The sequence below is a fragment of the Thermodesulfobacteriota bacterium genome (assembly GCA_039028315.1).
In the GTDB taxonomy this organism is placed as follows: domain Bacteria; phylum Desulfobacterota_D; class UBA1144; order Nemesobacterales; family UBA2774; genus CR02bin9.
In genome coordinates, this window is sequence record JBCCIH010000024.1 from 1 (window position 1) to 15,952 (window position 15,952).

At 41.5% G+C, this 15,952-nt stretch carries 17 protein-coding genes; 12 read left to right on the forward strand and 5 right to left on the reverse strand.

Annotated features, from left to right (window positions below; genetic code table 11):
- Together proB and mltG are read left to right on the forward strand one after the other, a co-directional pair.
- On the forward strand, window positions 1-648 hold a 648-nt coding region (gene proB / locus AAF462_02830; protein ID MEM7008046.1), incomplete at its 5' end, for a glutamate 5-kinase.
- 18 nt (window positions 649-666) lie between these two features.
- Window positions 667-1,665 carry an endolytic transglycosylase MltG gene (gene mltG / locus AAF462_02835; protein MEM7008047.1) on the forward strand — a complete coding sequence of 333 codons (999 nt, stop codon included), beginning with the start codon at window positions 667-669 and terminating at the stop codon, window positions 1,663-1,665.
- Here mltG and AAF462_02840 read toward each other — a convergent pair whose 3' ends face one another.
- Together AAF462_02840 and AAF462_02845 are read right to left on the reverse strand one after the other, a co-directional pair.
- Entirely contained in the window at window positions 1,666-2,643 is a 978-nt protein-coding gene (locus AAF462_02840; GenBank protein ID MEM7008048.1) for a vWA domain-containing protein, read from the reverse strand.
- A 188-nt stretch (window positions 2,644-2,831) separates the two neighbouring features.
- A complete protein-coding gene (locus tag AAF462_02845; GenBank protein MEM7008049.1) occupies window positions 2,832-3,794 on the reverse strand; it encodes a MoxR family ATPase in 963 nt (320 codons plus the stop codon).
- Between the two features lie 181 nt (window positions 3,795-3,975).
- On the opposite strand from AAF462_02845, the gene AAF462_02850 reads away from it, so the two are divergent.
- Both AAF462_02850 and AAF462_02855 read left to right on the forward strand, forming a co-directional pair.
- Window positions 3,976-5,325 carry a sodium:alanine symporter family protein gene (locus AAF462_02850; protein ID MEM7008050.1) on the forward strand — a complete coding sequence of 450 codons (1,350 nt, stop codon included), beginning with the start codon at window positions 3,976-3,978 and terminating at the stop codon, window positions 5,323-5,325.
- A gap of 94 nt (window positions 5,326-5,419) precedes the next feature.
- Complete coding sequence (locus tag AAF462_02855) at window positions 5,420-5,866, forward strand: surface-adhesin E family protein (protein MEM7008051.1); 447 nt, start codon at window positions 5,420-5,422, stop codon at window positions 5,864-5,866.
- Here the strand turns inward: AAF462_02855 and AAF462_02860 are convergent, their stop codons facing one another.
- The 3 genes from AAF462_02860 to AAF462_02870 all read right to left on the reverse strand — a co-directional run bounded on the left by AAF462_02860 (window position 5,867) and on the right by AAF462_02870 (window position 7,091).
- Complete coding sequence (locus AAF462_02860; GenBank protein MEM7008052.1) at window positions 5,867-6,094, reverse strand: hypothetical protein; 228 nt, start codon at window positions 6,092-6,094, stop codon at window positions 5,867-5,869. It lies immediately after the preceding gene.
- Between the two features lie 96 nt (window positions 6,095-6,190).
- Complete coding sequence (locus AAF462_02865; GenBank protein ID MEM7008053.1) at window positions 6,191-6,745, reverse strand: HAD-IIIA family hydrolase; 555 nt, start codon at window positions 6,743-6,745, stop codon at window positions 6,191-6,193.
- A gap of 133 nt (window positions 6,746-6,878) precedes the next feature.
- A complete protein-coding gene (locus tag AAF462_02870; GenBank protein ID MEM7008054.1) occupies window positions 6,879-7,091 on the reverse strand; it encodes a hypothetical protein in 213 nt (70 codons plus the stop codon).
- Between the two features lie 216 nt (window positions 7,092-7,307).
- On the opposite strand from AAF462_02870, the gene AAF462_02875 reads away from it, so the two are divergent.
- The 8 genes from AAF462_02875 to AAF462_02910 all read left to right on the forward strand — a co-directional run.
- Window positions 7,308-9,533 carry a heavy metal translocating P-type ATPase gene (locus AAF462_02875; protein MEM7008055.1) on the forward strand — a complete coding sequence of 742 codons (2,226 nt, stop codon included), beginning with the start codon at window positions 7,308-7,310 and terminating at the stop codon, window positions 9,531-9,533.
- Window positions 9,533-9,892, forward strand: a complete 360-nt coding sequence (locus AAF462_02880) for a cupredoxin domain-containing protein (protein ID MEM7008056.1) — start codon at window positions 9,533-9,535, stop codon at window positions 9,890-9,892. The genes AAF462_02875 and AAF462_02880 overlap by 1 nt, the downstream gene beginning before the upstream one ends.
- A gap of 137 nt (window positions 9,893-10,029) precedes the next feature.
- Entirely contained in the window at window positions 10,030-10,548 is a 519-nt protein-coding gene (gene tpx / locus AAF462_02885; protein ID MEM7008057.1) for a thiol peroxidase, read from the forward strand.
- 129 nt (window positions 10,549-10,677) lie between these two features.
- The gene (locus tag AAF462_02890) at window positions 10,678-11,190 is read left to right on the forward strand and encodes a metal-sulfur cluster assembly factor (GenBank protein ID MEM7008058.1); all 513 of its coding nucleotides are present in this window, start codon (window positions 10,678-10,680) and stop codon (window positions 11,188-11,190) included.
- Window positions 11,191-11,282: 92 nt separating this feature from the next.
- The gene (locus AAF462_02895) at window positions 11,283-11,741 is read left to right on the forward strand and encodes a peroxiredoxin (GenBank protein ID MEM7008059.1); all 459 of its coding nucleotides are present in this window, start codon (window positions 11,283-11,285) and stop codon (window positions 11,739-11,741) included.
- A gap of 57 nt (window positions 11,742-11,798) precedes the next feature.
- Window positions 11,799-12,530, forward strand: a complete 732-nt coding sequence (gene bioD, locus AAF462_02900) for a dethiobiotin synthase (protein ID MEM7008060.1) — start codon at window positions 11,799-11,801, stop codon at window positions 12,528-12,530.
- 189 nt (window positions 12,531-12,719) lie between these two features.
- Window positions 12,720-13,295, forward strand: coding sequence for a cytochrome c3 family protein (locus AAF462_02905; GenBank protein MEM7008061.1), 576 nt, complete (start codon window positions 12,720-12,722; stop codon window positions 13,293-13,295).
- Between the two features lie 11 nt (window positions 13,296-13,306).
- Window positions 13,307-15,952, forward strand: a 2,646-nt coding sequence (locus AAF462_02910; GenBank protein ID MEM7008062.1) for a molybdopterin-dependent oxidoreductase, incomplete at its 3' end; no start/stop codon positions are given.

The following is a 15,952-nucleotide window of genomic DNA, read 5'->3' on the forward strand; positions in this document are numbered from 1 at the left end:
ATAACATCACTTATAGAAGCAGATCTACTCATTATGCTCACCGATATTGAAGGGCTTTATAATAAAGACCCACGGGCCAATCAGGATGCCGAGCTAATATCGCTCATTGACCGCATTGGCAAAGAAATCGAAAACACCGCGGGGGATACGGTGGGCTCGACCACAATTGGCGGCATGAAGACAAAGATTGAAGCTGCAAAAAAAGCTGCGGCATATGGGGTTCCAACAATTATTGCAAACGGAAACAACGGTGAGACGCTTGAGCAGATATTTTCCGGCGAAGAAGTAGGAACACTTTTTCTTCCTTCTGAGCAGAGTTTAAGCGGAAGGAAACACTGGATTGCTTTTACTCTTAAATCTAGCGGAGAAATAGTGATTGACAGCGGCGCTGCAAAAGCGCTGACCGCCTCAGGCAAAAGCCTTTTGCCCTCAGGGATTAAAGAAGTTAAGGGCAGCTTCGGAGTAGGAGAATCTGTTGCCTGTATAGATGAGAGCGGAACTCTTATAGCAAGGGGACTTACTTCGTATAGCTCTGCAGAAATAGTCAAGATTATGGGCTCTAAAACCACAGATATTGAAAACATATTGGGCTATAAATATAGCGATGAAGTAATACATAGAGACGATCTAGTAGTTATTGTTGATTAAAAGGTTTTACAGCTAGCCATGAAGTCTAAATTACTAATATACCTCTTAGTTATAGTTGTCATTATAATCCTTGTGGGAGCATCATACCTTGCGCTTACAAACTATATTTATACTAAACCATCTGTAAAAGAGGACGTTATTGTTTCTATTCCAAAGGGATCTGGACTAAAGAGCATATCTAATACCCTTATGGAAAACGGCGTAGTTGTTAATGACAAATTGTTCATTTTGTATGTAATGAAAGAAGGCTGGCAGGACCAACTAAAAGCTGGGGAGTATGAATTTAAAAAGGGCGCCACTTTATCTGAAGTTGCAAGCCAGATAGTGAGCGGAGATGTGCTGCTATACCAAGTAACTATTCCCGAAGGGCTTACGGTAAAAGAGATTGCAAGACTACTTGATGATAAAGGGGTGTTGGATGAAAAAGACTTTATCACTGAAACTCAGAACAAGGAGCTCATCGCAGAACTGCTTGGGCCAAATGCAAAGAGTTTTGAGGGCTACCTTTTCCCTGAGACTTATTCTTATTCCAAATCACCCACTGCAAAAGAATTAATTGTCCTTATGGTTGAGAGGTTTGATGCTGTTTTTCAGCCTTTAAAAGAGCTTAGGGATAAACATAAGTTAAGTGATCAAGAAATTATTATTCTCGCCTCTATAATTGAAAAAGAAACCGGAGCCGCATTTGAGCGTCCTATAATTTCTGCTGTGTTTCAAAACCGGCTTAGAATAGGAATGAAGCTGGACAGCGACCCTACTGTGATTTACGGAATGGGTGAGCGATTTAAAGGCAATATTAAAAGGCGCCATTTAAGAGAATTAACTCAATATAACACCTATATGATAAAAGGTCTTCCTCCTGGTCCGATTGCGAATCCAGGCAAAGACTCTATAATTGCAGTTTTTGAGCCGGCAGATGTGAAGTATCTCTACTTTGTCTCAAAAGGTGACGGAACCCATCATTTTTCAAACAATTACAGAGAACATCAAAATGCGGTCAATAAATATCAGCGGTAACTATGCAAAGACTTCGCTAAATGGATCAAGTCTTGAATCTTCAGAAACCACCTGAGGCATTTTCTTATCTTCTCTCTCAATCCTGATAATGCCATTTTTTCTTCTGGTGGCTATGAACTGCGTGCCGCTGGTCTCTCGTGAGATTTTCTCAAGAATCCTTGGGTAGTTCTTAGATCCGATAAAGATTGAGTGGATGCACACGCCGAGTTTCTTAGCACGAAGCCTTTCTTCAATTACGTCACAGTCTCCGGAAGTCGGTATACCGTCAGTGATAAATAGTATGTGCTTGTTTCTAAGCCCTCTGCCTCTGAATTCTGTGAGCGCATCTTTAAGTGCGTCTTCGTAATTTGTGTTGCCTGAGCACTCTGTTTTCGATGCGAGATCCAGCATCCAGCTATAGTCTCTTGTGAAGAACTTGGCGTTTCTTTTATATTTATAAGAGCGGTGGTTAAATTCCACATATCCGACCCTCATTCTCTTTGACCTTGCAAGCTCTACTACGCCTCTTACAACTGAGGATGACCACTCGCTGTAAACCCCCATCATAGAGGTGCTGACGTCTCTTAGAATAGCAATCTCCCCGCCCATCATCTCTTTTTCTCTCTTGTGTACTCTGGGGAGGGTAGGAGTTGTATTCTCGGTCCAGATTGTGGCCTCAAACGGATCTATATCATCCATCTCATCAAAGTGGTTCATACGCTTGTAGGTTCTTGGCATACCGCCGGGGTGTGGTGCTCTAAGGGCTATGCTTCTCTGGAAGTTCCCCTCAAGGACTTTCATGATAATTCTTACGTTATCAGCGGTATCAGTATTTTTCTTCCCTCCGATCCAGTAATCGTCTTCATCACCTGGATCCGGGGATTTGCTTGCAAAAACTTTATTAGATTGAGGGGGTTCTCTATTCTCATCGTCCCCGCCGTCATCGCTCAGCTGGCCATCAGGGTCTGAAGGAATATTTTGTTCATCAGGCGGAGCCATCTGATTTTCTTTCTCTATATTGTCTTTTAGTTCTTTAAGGGCTTGGAAAAAGGTTTTCCTTGCTTCGGAAAGCTCGTCCTGCTCATCTGATTCTTTCTCGCCTTCCTCGTCAAAAACCTCGCCGTGATCGTTGTCGTCTTCGGCCTGATTGTCTTGCTCAAACTCAGACTCTTGTTCTTCCTGACGCTCTAGCTCATTCGGTCTGTCCCCGTCTTTTTTTTTTTAGACGTGAGATCATCAAGGATCTGATCAAGCTGCTGGAAAACTTCCTCAGGGATCCTAAAAGCAGTCATAAATTTAAGTGCATTTAAATCTTCAACCGTGCAAGCCTCTCTATCGTTTAAAAGAGCGTGAGCACGCATTATCTTAAGTGCTTTAACAAAGAATGTTCTATCAGATATTAGCGAATTAGACTCGTTACATCCATAGTCCTCAATAAGTGTTGCAACGAATTTAGCAAGAGCTTCTTGGACTGCTAGAGGTATTTCTACTTCCGATAGCTTATCGAAATATTCATCAAACACTTCTCTTGAAACCCTGGCAGGAACATCATAGTCACTAGTTCTCTCGCTGTATAGCTTTATAACTTGTTTTGCCTCATCCCATTTTCTGCCGTATGACAGTCCTTGAGAGTTAATCTGCAGAACAAACCTGTCTAAGTTTGCAGGATCAAGAGGCTCGTTATAATACTCATCAGCAGTTGGGTTACTTGTTGCAATTGCAGTGAGTAGTGGAATCCCTTCGTTGAAAAATTTTCTTTCGTTTAATATTCTAAGTAATACGTTTAGTGATTCTCCCGGTGCCCTTGATATATCATCTAAAAGACATATCTCAGAAGTAAGTATTCCGCCCTTTACGACTTTTTGTTTAATTATCTCACCGCTGTCAGATGTTTCTTTAGAAATAACAAGATCTCCTATCAGCTCTGATAGTCTGGTATCTCTGTGTAGTTGGTAGAAAAAGAACTTAAGACTTGCCGCAGCTGAAACTATTTCAGACAACATAGTTTTAGCTGTTCCCGGAGGTCCCTCCACATAGATGTGTTCTCTTGAGATAATACCAAGCAGCAGCGCTAGTTTTACTTCCTCATGGCCTACTACTAAATTATCCATTTCTTCTTTTAGTACTACGAATGGATTATGTGTCGTCATTATTAGTTCAAGCCTCCGTGTTAATCTATTATGTATGAAGTGTGATAATTAATTGTACATGGGGGGTGTTTTTTTTGCAATAAAATCACAACCCAATTATTACTCTCAATCCCACTTTACTTTGTTTAGTTTATTATGATAAGTTTACTGACTAAGCTCCTCATTTAAACAGTATAAATTCATGCAGACATTTATTACAGAGATACTTACAAACTTTAGCGGGCTCGTCTGGGGCCTTCCTTTAATTGTTCTGCTCTTAGGAACAGGCGTATATCTGACTATATTGCTGAGGGGAATTCAATTTCGCGCTCTTGTACCAGCACTTTATTTAGCTCTAATTAAACGAAAGGAAGACGGCGAAGCAAAGGGGGATATTTCTCAGTTTCAGGCTTTAATGACAGCTCTTTCCGCAACCGTTGGAGTAGGAAATATAGCCGGTGTTGCAACTGCAATTGCAGTGGGCGGGCCGGGCGCTGTGTTTTGGATGTGGATCACTGGTCTTTTGGGTATGGCAACAAAATACTCAGAGGCAGTGCTTGCGGTTAAGTACAGGGAAGTCGATAAGTTTGGCACAATGAGCGGTGGGCCTATGTACTACATCTCAAATGGCCTAGGCATCAAATGGCTCGGTACACTGTTTGCAATTTTTGCCTCACTCGCAGCATTCGGAATAGGAAACATGGTTCAGTCAAACTCTGTTGCAGATGCACTTGGCGAGGCATTTGGGGTTCCGTTTTGGATAACTGGCCTGGTACTTTGCGTTGCCACAGGTCTTGTAATAGTGGGCGGTATTAAGAGCATTGCAAGGGCTACTAGCTTGATAGTTCCGCTTATGATTCTTTTATATATGTTAGGTGCTATTTGTGTATTAGCAGTATATTGGAAAAATATTCCAAACGCTTTTTACTTAATTTTCTATCATGCCTTTAACCCCACTGCCGCAGCTGGAGGTTTTCTAGGCGCAACAATAAGTCAGACTGTAAGGATGGGAGTTGCAAGAGGAATATTCTCAAACGAATCGGGTTTGGGAAGCTCACCTATTGCAGCCGCTGCCGCCAAGACCAAAAACCCAGTCGGACAAGGTCTTGTGTCTATGACTCAGACTTTCATAGATACTGTAATTGTTTGTACTTTTACCGCGCTCGTAATTATTTGCAGCGGGCTTTGGTCTCAAGGAGATACAGGAGCCGGACTTTCGGCTAAAGCGTTTGAGAGCGGGATTCCAATAGGGGCAAATATTGTTGCAATTAGTCTTGCTTTCTTCGCTTACTCTACGCTTTTAGGCTGGAGTTATTACGGCGAGAAAGCAATCGAGTATATATTTAAGGAAAGGGCCGTGATGCCCTATCGAGTATTATTTACCGGAGTTGTTTTTGTGGGCGCAGTCGTAAAGCTAGATCTGGTTTGGACCTTTGCTGATGTGATGAACGGGCTTATGGCATTTCCGAACTTGATAGGACTCTTGGGTTTATCTAAAGTAGTTGTTGAGGAAACAAAGAAATATCTCCCAATAGAAATATCGAGAAAGTAAATTTAGAAAGTTCATTGATGAGTATTTTGTTTATAATAGTATAATTTGAAATAATATCCCATATGGTTATCTTAGCGATTTGAGAGGTAGGTAAATGCTTAGTCTAAAAAAAATACATTTTTCCACAATAATACTATTCTTATTAGCTGCTGTATTCTTTTTGGCCCTGTCTTCTTGTGGGGGTAGTGATGAGAGCTCTGATGATGGCTGGAAGTATGTAGGCGACATTAGAGACGACAAGGGAGAATATGTACAGGTTTTTATAGATCTAGATGATATGTCTATAGAAGGCGATATCAGAAAATTCTGGATAAGATATTATGCGCCAATTAGCGGAACCGAGCAAAAATATATAAGGCAGATTGGTTTATGGGAAGTTGATTGCCGTGATAGAAAATTATTTGTATTAGCAGAAGAGTATTATGATGTTGAGGGTAAACTTATGGGCAAAATGGAGGAAAGAAAGCATGAGGACTACAATGAATCCTCCTTGGGCGGAAAACTCACTGCAGCTGCATGCCGATATGCCGGAAGAAATTAGTTAATGAATAGTATTGTCCGGAATTAGAACCATCTCCCAAATAGAGAAAATAATTTCTTCCCTCTCAGAGAGCTCCGGCATCTTACCTTGCATTGTTTCTTGAGCATACTTGTTTGCAAATTCGTTTATATCGTTCATAGAAATATCAAACTCTTTTGAGCCCTCATGACTAACAACATGAAAACCCTCCGTAGTCTGAATTGCCGTGAAACCGTTTTCTTTAGTCATTTTATCTCCGTAATCTTATTTTTACCTATGGTCTGAATATAATCACTCAAAATCTGTTTTAAAGGGTATTTTTTCTTGAGATATTAAGGGGTGATATTACTTTTCTTCTAGTATTCTTTTGGCAGCCTTAACAAGGTCCGGCTCAACGTAATCAGCATAATCGGAATAATTCTCAGAGCCCGTCATTACTTGTATGGTTTTTAGACCTGCTTTTTTTCCAGCTATCATATCGATATAGGAATCTCCGATCATCCAAGAATCGGGTGTTTCGATCTCATAGGATTCTTTTATGTTGTCGATCATGCCGGTTTTGGGTTTTCTACAATCGCAAACTATGTTGTAGGGGTAGATCGAACCTCTGGGATTGTGCGGGCAATACTCATACTCTGCGATATGCACTCCGCCGTCTCTTAATATCTGGTCAAGGGTTTGGTGCAGTTCTTCAACATCCTGCTCAGTTAGATGCCCCTTGGCTATCCTTCCCTGATTGGTTATTACAAACAAAAGGTAGTCATTGTCTGTTAATGATTTTAATGACCGGACAAAAGTATCTGGAATATAAAAGTCTTCTGATCTATAAATATAGTGGTCTCCGCCATTTGGCAGAACGATTGTTTTGTCTCTATCCAGAAATACAGCTTTTGATCCCATTTCTTTCTCTAAATTTCAAATTAATAGGTAAAATCTAACCAAGAAGGGTTTAGATAACAAACAACGTTTTATTAGACCCTAAAGCTTGCAACTGGGTCTGATATGAGGGCTATTTTGGAAATGGAGCTCTATCTTACTTTTTGTCTTTTAGAACTTTGCTTTTAGCGTCTTTAGGAAGATGTCTTCTTAGGTATTCTACTACAGCTTCTCTTACAATTTGAGCGGGTTTCATTCTCAGATGCCACTGGGACTCATTTAACATATCCACGAATTCCTGTGATGCTTTGACATAGATTGCCTTGTCCAAAGTTTCTTTTTTTGCGTTTGCGCTTTTTCTTGTTGCCATATTATATATACTACCTATCTTTTATATATTTTCAATCAGTTTTTTATTTTACTGCCGCAAAACGATATATATTCATATAATGGAAAATAACAATATAAGTCCACTATAACTTAAGTTTTGCGCGAAACAAGCTTTTTTATAAGTAGATGGAGAATTTATAGATTAAATTCTGATGGTATTGCATGTATATTTAGAGTTGTAACAAAGGCGAGCCCTATGACCAACACTCCACAAAATTCAAAGCGTCTTTATGTCTCAGATATGAGCTGTGCAAGCTGTGTTGATAAGATTGAATCGGCTCTTAAATCCACTCCCGGTGTAGACGACGTAGCAGTAAACTTCGCAGATAAAACGGCCTCGATTACAGGTGCTGCTTCAGAAGATTTGTTGATTCAGACAATAGGAGACATAGGCTACACAGCATCTATGGCGGATGATGCTTCGGATTCTAAGAGAGAAAACCAAGAGCTGCTTCACTACAGAGACCTTCTTAAGAAAACAGTTATTGCTGCAGTTGTTGGTTTATCTATACTGGCTGCAATGCTTGCAGGAATACTTCCGGATATAAGCTCAGCTAGCGGGCGGGTTGTTTATGGCATAATGTCGATTCTATCCCTTTTTGTGCTTTCATATGCTGGCGGAAGGTTTTTCACTGGCGCACTTAAATCTTTTAAGAACCACAGTGCCAACATGGACACCCTTATTGCAATAGGAACCGGGGTTGCGTGGACGTACTCAACATTTGTTGTGCTTTTCCCAGGTGGCTTGTCTGAAGTTGCAAGGCATGTCTATTTTGACACGGCAACAATAATTATAGCTTTTATAAACTTGGGCTCAGCTCTTGAGATGAGAGCAAGGGGCAAAACCTCGGAGGCAATTAAGCGATTGATCGGGCTTCAGCCTAAAACTGCCAGAGTAGTCAGAGAAGGTGAAGAGATTGATATTCCTATTGAAGAAGTTATACAAGGCGATATAGTGCGCGTTCGGCCTGGTGAAAAAATTCCTGTAGACGGAGAGATCACTCAGGGATCATCACATGTTGATGAATCTATGCTTACAGGCGAGCCAGTACCAGTATCAAAAAAAGTGGGTGATGAAATTGTCGGCGGATCTGTTAATAAGTCCGGAAGCTTTATGTTTAAGGCAATACGCATAGGAAAAGACACCGCGCTATCTCAAATTATCGATATGGTAAGAAAAGCGCAAAATACTAAACCCGCTATCGGCAGACTGGCTGATAAAGTTTCATCCATATTCGTTCCCACCGTTTTGATAATTGCAGTGCTAACTATGCTAGCATGGTTTAACTTCGGACCTGACCCAAAATTGACCTACATGCTGGTTACAACAGTGGCAGTGCTTATAATTGCATGTCCTTGCGCTCTTGGGCTTGCAACTCCAATATCAGTTATGGTCGGTGTCGGCAAAGCAGCGGAATATGGCGTTCTCATCAGAAAAGGGGACGCGCTTCAAACAGCTGGGCAGCTTACTACAGTTGTTCTAGATAAAACCGGAACTATTACTGAAGGAAAGCCAGTAGTGACCGCGCTTGAACCCAAAGATGGAACGTCAGAGGAAGAGCTTATTAAAATTGCCGCAAGTGTCGAGCAGAACTCAGAACACCCGCTGGCAGAAGCGGTAATTGAAGCATCAAAGGAAAAAAATCTGGAGCTCCCTGAAATAGGATCCTTTGAAGCAATTTCGGGTCACGGTGTTAAGGCAAATTATCAAAATAAGACAGTTTTATTGGGCAACTCAAAACTTATGAAAGATAGCGGAGTAAATCTAGGAGAGCTATTAGGACGCTCAGAGGAGTTATCAAAGCTAGGCCAAACTGTGATCTTTGTATCATTAGACCAAGAGCCTTTAGGGCTCATTGGAATTTCAGACCCTATAAAATCTGATTCAAAAGACGCAATTAACAGGCTTCAAGAAAAAGGTATCAAGGTTGTGATGCTAACCGGTGATAACAGAGCAACAGCGGGGGCAGTGGCAAGCTTAGTTGGGGTTGATGATTTTATTGCCGAGGTGCTACCTCAAGATAAGGCAAACGAGATTATCAAGCTTCAGCAAATGGGCGAGAAAGTGGCCATGGTTGGGGACGGGATAAACGATGCACCGGCTCTAGCCGGAGCAGATGTGGGTTTTGCAATAGGAACGGGAACTGATGTCGCAATTGAGAGCGCTGATATCACACTGATGCGGGGCTCGCTTAATGGGGTTGCAGACGCGGTTTCAATCTCTAAAGCTACGCTTGGAAACATAAAGGAAAATTTGCTAGGCGCCTTTGGCTACAACACTCTTGCAATACCAATTGCGGCTGGAGTTCTATATCCATTTATTGGAGTATTGCTAAGCCCAATTATTGCGGGAGCTGCAATGGCTCTCTCATCCGTAACGGTGGTCACTAATGCAAATAGACTAAGGTGGTTTAAACCTTAATGGGAATTATTGTGAACTTAATAGGACTTTTATTAATCGCTTTTGTAGTCTGGTGGTTTTGGATATACAAAAAACGCTCCGAAGCGCGGGCAGACTCAGGCGCACTAGATGTTATAGTTGATTCCGGCGTCTATGAACCATCTGTTATTTACGCCAAAAGCGGCCAGGCGCTTACTCTTCGTTTCCTGCGTAAAGACTCTAATCCATGCTCTGAGAAAGTTCTATTTTCAGGTATTGATGTAAGCGCTGATCTACCAATTGATAGACCCTACGAGCTTAGTTTTATTCCCCAGGAAAAAGGCGAGTTTGAGTTTGCCTGCCAGATGGGTATGTACCGCGGCAAGTTAATCGTGGAGTAGGGCGGCAACTAAAACACATCACTCAAAAAATTAACTGTGAGCCTAGAAATTATGTTGACATTAAAAGCTATTCTATATAGCATTGAGACGGGTTTGTTCTAAACAATTATAAAAATAATTCAGGAGGAATTATTATCATGGCAGAAGAAAGAACAGGGGTAGTAACATTAAAAGGAAACCCTCTAACATTAGTCGGATCAGAGGTCAAAGTTGGGGATCAGGCTCCTGATTTTAGCTCATTAAAAGGTCTAGGAGCACCAATAACACTTTCAGATATGGACGGTAAAGTGAAAGTGTTTAACGTTATTATTTCGGTAGACACTCCAGTGTGCGATGTGCAGACAAAAAAATTCAACGAAGAGGCCGCAAACCTAGGTGATGACGTTGAGATTCTTACTCTCAGCATGGACCTTCCTTTTGCACTAGGCCGCTACTGTGCTGCTGAAGGCATCGATAAGGTTAAAACAGCGTCTGACTATAAAGACGCTTCATTCGGCGAGGCCTACGGAGTCCTAATTAAAGAGCACCGTCTGCTTGCAAGAGCAATATTTGTCGTCGACAAAGATAATGTTGTAAAACATGTTGAATACGTTCCAGAGGTAGCTTCAGAGCCTAACTATGAGCCAGCAATAGCTGCAGTAAAAGAGTCACTGTAAATCACTCAAAAAAGACAAGAAGCCCATGTTCTGGGCTTCTTGTACCCTTCATAAGATCCTTATATCTTTTAAATGCATCATATTATATGTATTCTTATTGTAGATTTATAAATTTCAGGAGGCATCAATATGGGTTTTGGCAATATGCTGAACAGGCTTTTAAATAATGAAAGCAAAGAACAAAAAGAGGAGAGGTTAAATCCGTCAGATAAGAAAGACGAAACTCAGTCTCAAACTCCGCCTGCTGACACAGTTGAAGAAGCAATAGCTCAAAGTGAAAGCGCACCTGAACCACCACCAGCGCCTGCTGAAGAAGCAAACGTACCTACAGAGCCGAGCGGCCCGCTAACCGAAGAAAAAGTACTAGAAGTTTTAAGCGAGGTTTATGATCCTGAGATCCCTATAGACATAGTGAACCTTGGCCTGATTTACGGCATAGATATAGAAGGCTCTAACGTAACCATTACAATGACTATGACTGCTCCCGGGTGTCCTGCTTCAACTCAAATAGCAGGCGAATCAAAGCTTATGGTAGAAGAGCTATCTCAAGTGGACAATGTTGACATAGACATCGTTTGGGACCCGCCTTGGGACCCTAGCAAAATGAGCGAAGAGGCCCAGCAAAGCATGGGTATGATATAGCTCGTTTTCTTATTGTCACATCTTAAATTTTCCTTATACTCAAATTCTATTATTTGTACTTTATAAATTCATATATACAGGAGAACTATATAATGAGCGATATGCCAAATGTAGGGGATAAAGCCCCTGAATTTGAAGCCGAGACATACGGCGGTGAAAAAGTAAAATTAAGCGATTATATGGGTAAGAGTTCAGTTGCATTGTATTTCTACCCCAAGGACAACACAGGAACATGCACCAAAGAAGCCTGCTCTATGCGTGATGGTATGCAAGAGCTAGAAGGCATGGGAGTTCAGGTCTTGGGTGTTAGCACTGACAGTGTTAAATCTCATGAGAACTTTAAAAATAAATACGATCTTAATTTCCCACTTTTAAGTGATAAGAGCAAAGAGATTATCGGAGCATATGGAGTTGAGAGCGATTACGGCTCTGCTAAGCGAACAACTTTCTTAATCGATAAGTCTGGAGTGGTCAAGCACGTATGGACAAAAGTAAAAGCTGCAGCTCATGCGGACGAGGTTAAGGAAAAAGCACTAGAGCTTGGTTTATAGTAATTATTCAGATTGGATTTACAGATTTGTTGAAATTAAATATAATAGCTCATTACGATGAGTGAGGGTATTTTTGTAACGGGCACCGACACTGGGGTTGGAAAGACCATAGTAACAGCTTCGATTGCTTGGAATCTTGCGCAGGCGGGGAATTCTGTAGCTGTGATGAAGCCGGTTCAGACTGGAACAATTGTAAGCGGACCCACTGATATAGAGTTTGTCCAAGAGCTTTTAGGGGACGATCATAAAATTGATGTTTCCTGTCCCTATAGTTTCCCGGATCCTGTTGCGCCGCTGGTGGCTTCAATGTTGTCCGGCGAGCGTATCCTGATTGAAAAAATAAAAGATGCTTATGAAAAGCTTAGCTCCACAAATGACTATGTAATAGTTGAGGGAGCGGGCGGGCTTTTGGTTCCAATTTTAGAAGACTATTTTATGTCCGACTTGGCTTTGGATTTGGAGCTTCCTATCCTTGTGGTTTCAAGACCGAATCTTGGTACATTGAACCATAGCCTGCTTACATTAGAGTCAGCTGAGAGAAAGGGACTTGATATTGCCGGGATCGTAATTAGCAACTACCCCTGGGATCCTGGTATACCTGAGCAGACAAACCCAGAGCTGATTTTAAGTATGACAGGGGTTAATTTGCTTGGGATATTACCAAACAGCAGTTCAGTATCTGTAGAAAAAGGTGAGATTGGAAACCTAAGGGAGCTCGCGTCATCGTCATTATCAAAAGAGCTCGGCGGCACTTTTGTATTAGAGGAATTTTTGTCATCATTTGAGTGATTTGGCCTCATTATTAAGGATTTTTTACTCCGAAAATCATTCGGATTAACTATGCAAAACATAGCTAAATATAATAAATACGGTTTAAAATTTGACTTATTTCTTAGGCATGATATAAATACTGTGCGTTTTAAGAATTTGGGAGTAAATTCTTCCTAAGAAACACACTCTATTGCTAAGGTTGAACGGATGAAAAAAGGGCTCAAAATAGTTTCGGTTCCACTACTTGCGGCTGTAATACTTATTGGATTTTATTTCAATAATAACACCGACGCGGAGAGTAGTGATAAAGGCCCAGTTCAACCAATTCCATTTAGTCATAAAATTCATGCAGGTGAAGATGAAATTCCATGTGAGTACTGCCACAGCTATGTAGAGGTAGGTCCAAACCCTGGAATACCTTCTGTAAAAAAATGCATGGGCTGCCATCAGCACATACTAGGCCGCGATGTAGAATACGATTTTGATGGCAAAACAATCAACATTAAAAACGAAATTGCAAAAGTTAGAGAATATTGGGCTAAGAAAGAGCCAATACCATGGGTGCAGGTAAATTCTCAGCCCGGCTATGTTCACTTTACTCACAAGCGCCACATCAAGCGCGGGTTTGAGTGTGCTCAGTGTCACGGCGATGTGGCCAACATGGACCAGGTACACGAAGTACACAGAATGAACATGGGATTCTGTATCCAATGTCATCAAGAAAATGCAAAAGACGAGCATGAGCTTGCACATTTAAGGGATTGTTTGACCTGTCATTATTGATTGGAGGAGAAATGTCCGAAGATAAAAAAGGTGGTATAAAAAGAAGGGATTTTTTAAAGATAATCGGTGTTGCCGGCACAACAGCAGCTGTAGCTTCATCATGCTCAGAGCCTGTTGAGCAGATTATCCCTTATGTAATTCCACCTGAAGGAATTATCCCAGGGGTCCCTAATTATTATTCTAGTACGTGCAGGGAATGCTCAGCTGGATGCGGAATACAAATTAAAAATCGTGAAGGCAGGGCTATATTTATTGAGGGTAATCTTGAAAACCCAATAAACAAAGGCTCAGTTTGTTCAATGGGCCAAGCTTCACTCCAAGGTCTATATAACCCTGACCGTATTAGATCACCACTTACTAACATTAATAAAGATAGGCTCACACCACTAGGATGGGAAGCTGCGGAAAAGGCTCTTACAGAAAAAATTGAAGAAGCCAGAAGTAATGGTAAGACAGGAAATATAGTATTTCTATCCAATAATATTAACGGTGCATTAGGCGATTTAGTTGACGACTGGATGCAGGCCTTAGGAGGCAAGCACATTCAGTATGAGACATTTGCGCACGAGCCTTTAAAAGAAGCAAACAAAATATGCTTTGGAATAGATGCAATTCCATCATATCAGATACAAAACAGTAAATACTTACTTTCATTTGGAGCTGACTTTGTTGAAACATGGCTATCGCCGTCTGAATTCACAAGACAGTTCACCGATATGCACAGCCTAGAAGATAAGAGCATAGGACGCTTCGTTCATATTGAACCAAGGGCTTCTATGACTGCTACAAATGCTGATGATTGGATTTCTATAAAACCAGGAACCGACGCTGTGCTTGCTCTAGGAATTGCTAATCAGATTGTTTCGAGCGGTAATTCTCCAAATGGCGGCGGCGGACTAAGCGGACTTCTTTCACAATATACACTTGATAAAGTTTCAGAAATAACCGATGTTCCCCAAAATGTAATTACTCAGCTAGCAGATGAATTTGGCACAAAAGGGCCAAGTCTAGCAATTGGCGGCGGAGCAGCCGTTACCGGCACAAATGCGACTCAAACATTGGTTGCAATTAATATTCTTAACTATGTGGCTGGAAGCATTGGAGATACTATTGATTTTGGCGACACGCTTTCAATATCAACGGCAAGTTCGTTTGAAGATATATCATCACTTGCAAAATCAATGGAGAACGCAGAGGTCGATATACTTTTTATATACGACGTAAACCCGGTATTCACTCTTCCAACCCAGCTCAATTTTGGCGATGCTCTTACTAAAGTTCCTTTTGTCGTAAGTTTCTCAAGTTTCATGGATGAAACGACAGAGCATGCCAATCTTATAATGCCAAACAATACTCCTATAGAAAGTTGGGGCGACTACCAGCCTAGAGAGAGTGTGCACGGTCTAATTCAGCCAGCTATGAGCCCAGTATTTAATACAAAAGGCACAGGTGATGTGATTCTTTCTGTAAGCGGGCAGGTTGAAGAACTAAATGGAAGATACGAGCAAACGACATTCTACGATTATTTAAGAAATGCTTGGATGGAAAAATGGGCTTCAGATTCAGCATCATCAGGAGATTTTGAGGTCTTTTGGAAAGAGGCTCTTGAAAGAGGGGGAGTATACAAAGACTTGCCGTCAAAACAGGTCTCTTTGTCACCGTCAGTTGCGAACATGCAATTCCCCGAGGCCGAGTTTATCGGCGAGGGTGAATTTTATTTCATGGCCTACCCATCATACATTTTCTATGATGGAAGAGGAGCTAATAAACCTTGGCTTCAGGAGCTGCCCGAGGCAATAACAACGGGTGTATGGAGCTCTTGGGTAGAAGTACATCCTGATACGGCCAAGAAACTTGGAGTTGAATTAGGAGATTATCTATCAATTGAATCACCTCAAGGTGTTATTGAAACTCAAGTTTACATTTATCAAGGAGCTAGGCCTGACACTCTATCTGTCATGATAGGTCAGGGGCACACTAGTTACGGAAGATACGCTAAAGACAGGGGAGTTAACCCTATAAATATTCTGCCGCTCGCTACAGATTCACTCTCCGGAGGGTTTGCGTGGCTTTCAACAAAGGTAAACGCGGCAAAAGTAAATAAAAAAGAACAGTTTGTTCAGTTGCAGTATACAACAGAGCAGCACGACAGAGATATTGCACAATCGGTCAGTCTGGTCGATTTACTAGAAGGGAATCTTCATGATGAGCACCACCACCCTGAAGCTGATTTTTATCCGCCTAGGGAATATCACAAATACCGCTGGGCTATGAATGTAGATCTTCAAAAATGCGTTGGCTGCGGCTCTTGTGTAACAGCTTGTTATGCAGAGAACAATATTGCATTTGTAGGAAAGCAGATGTGTGCTCAAAGACGAGATATGTCTTGGATGCGCATTGAGAGGTATTTTGAGAAAGCAGACAATAATGCTGGATTTTCCACCAGATATCTTCCTATGATGTGTCAGCAGTGCGGAAACGCTCCATGTGAGCCTGTATGTCCTGTGTATGCCACTTACCACAACCCAGAAGGGCTAAACGGTATGGTTTATAACAGATGCGTTGGAACCAGGTACTGCTCTAACAACTGCACTTATAAAGTAAGAAAATTCAACTGGTATACATACAAGTGGCCTGAGCCGCTTAATTGGCAGCTA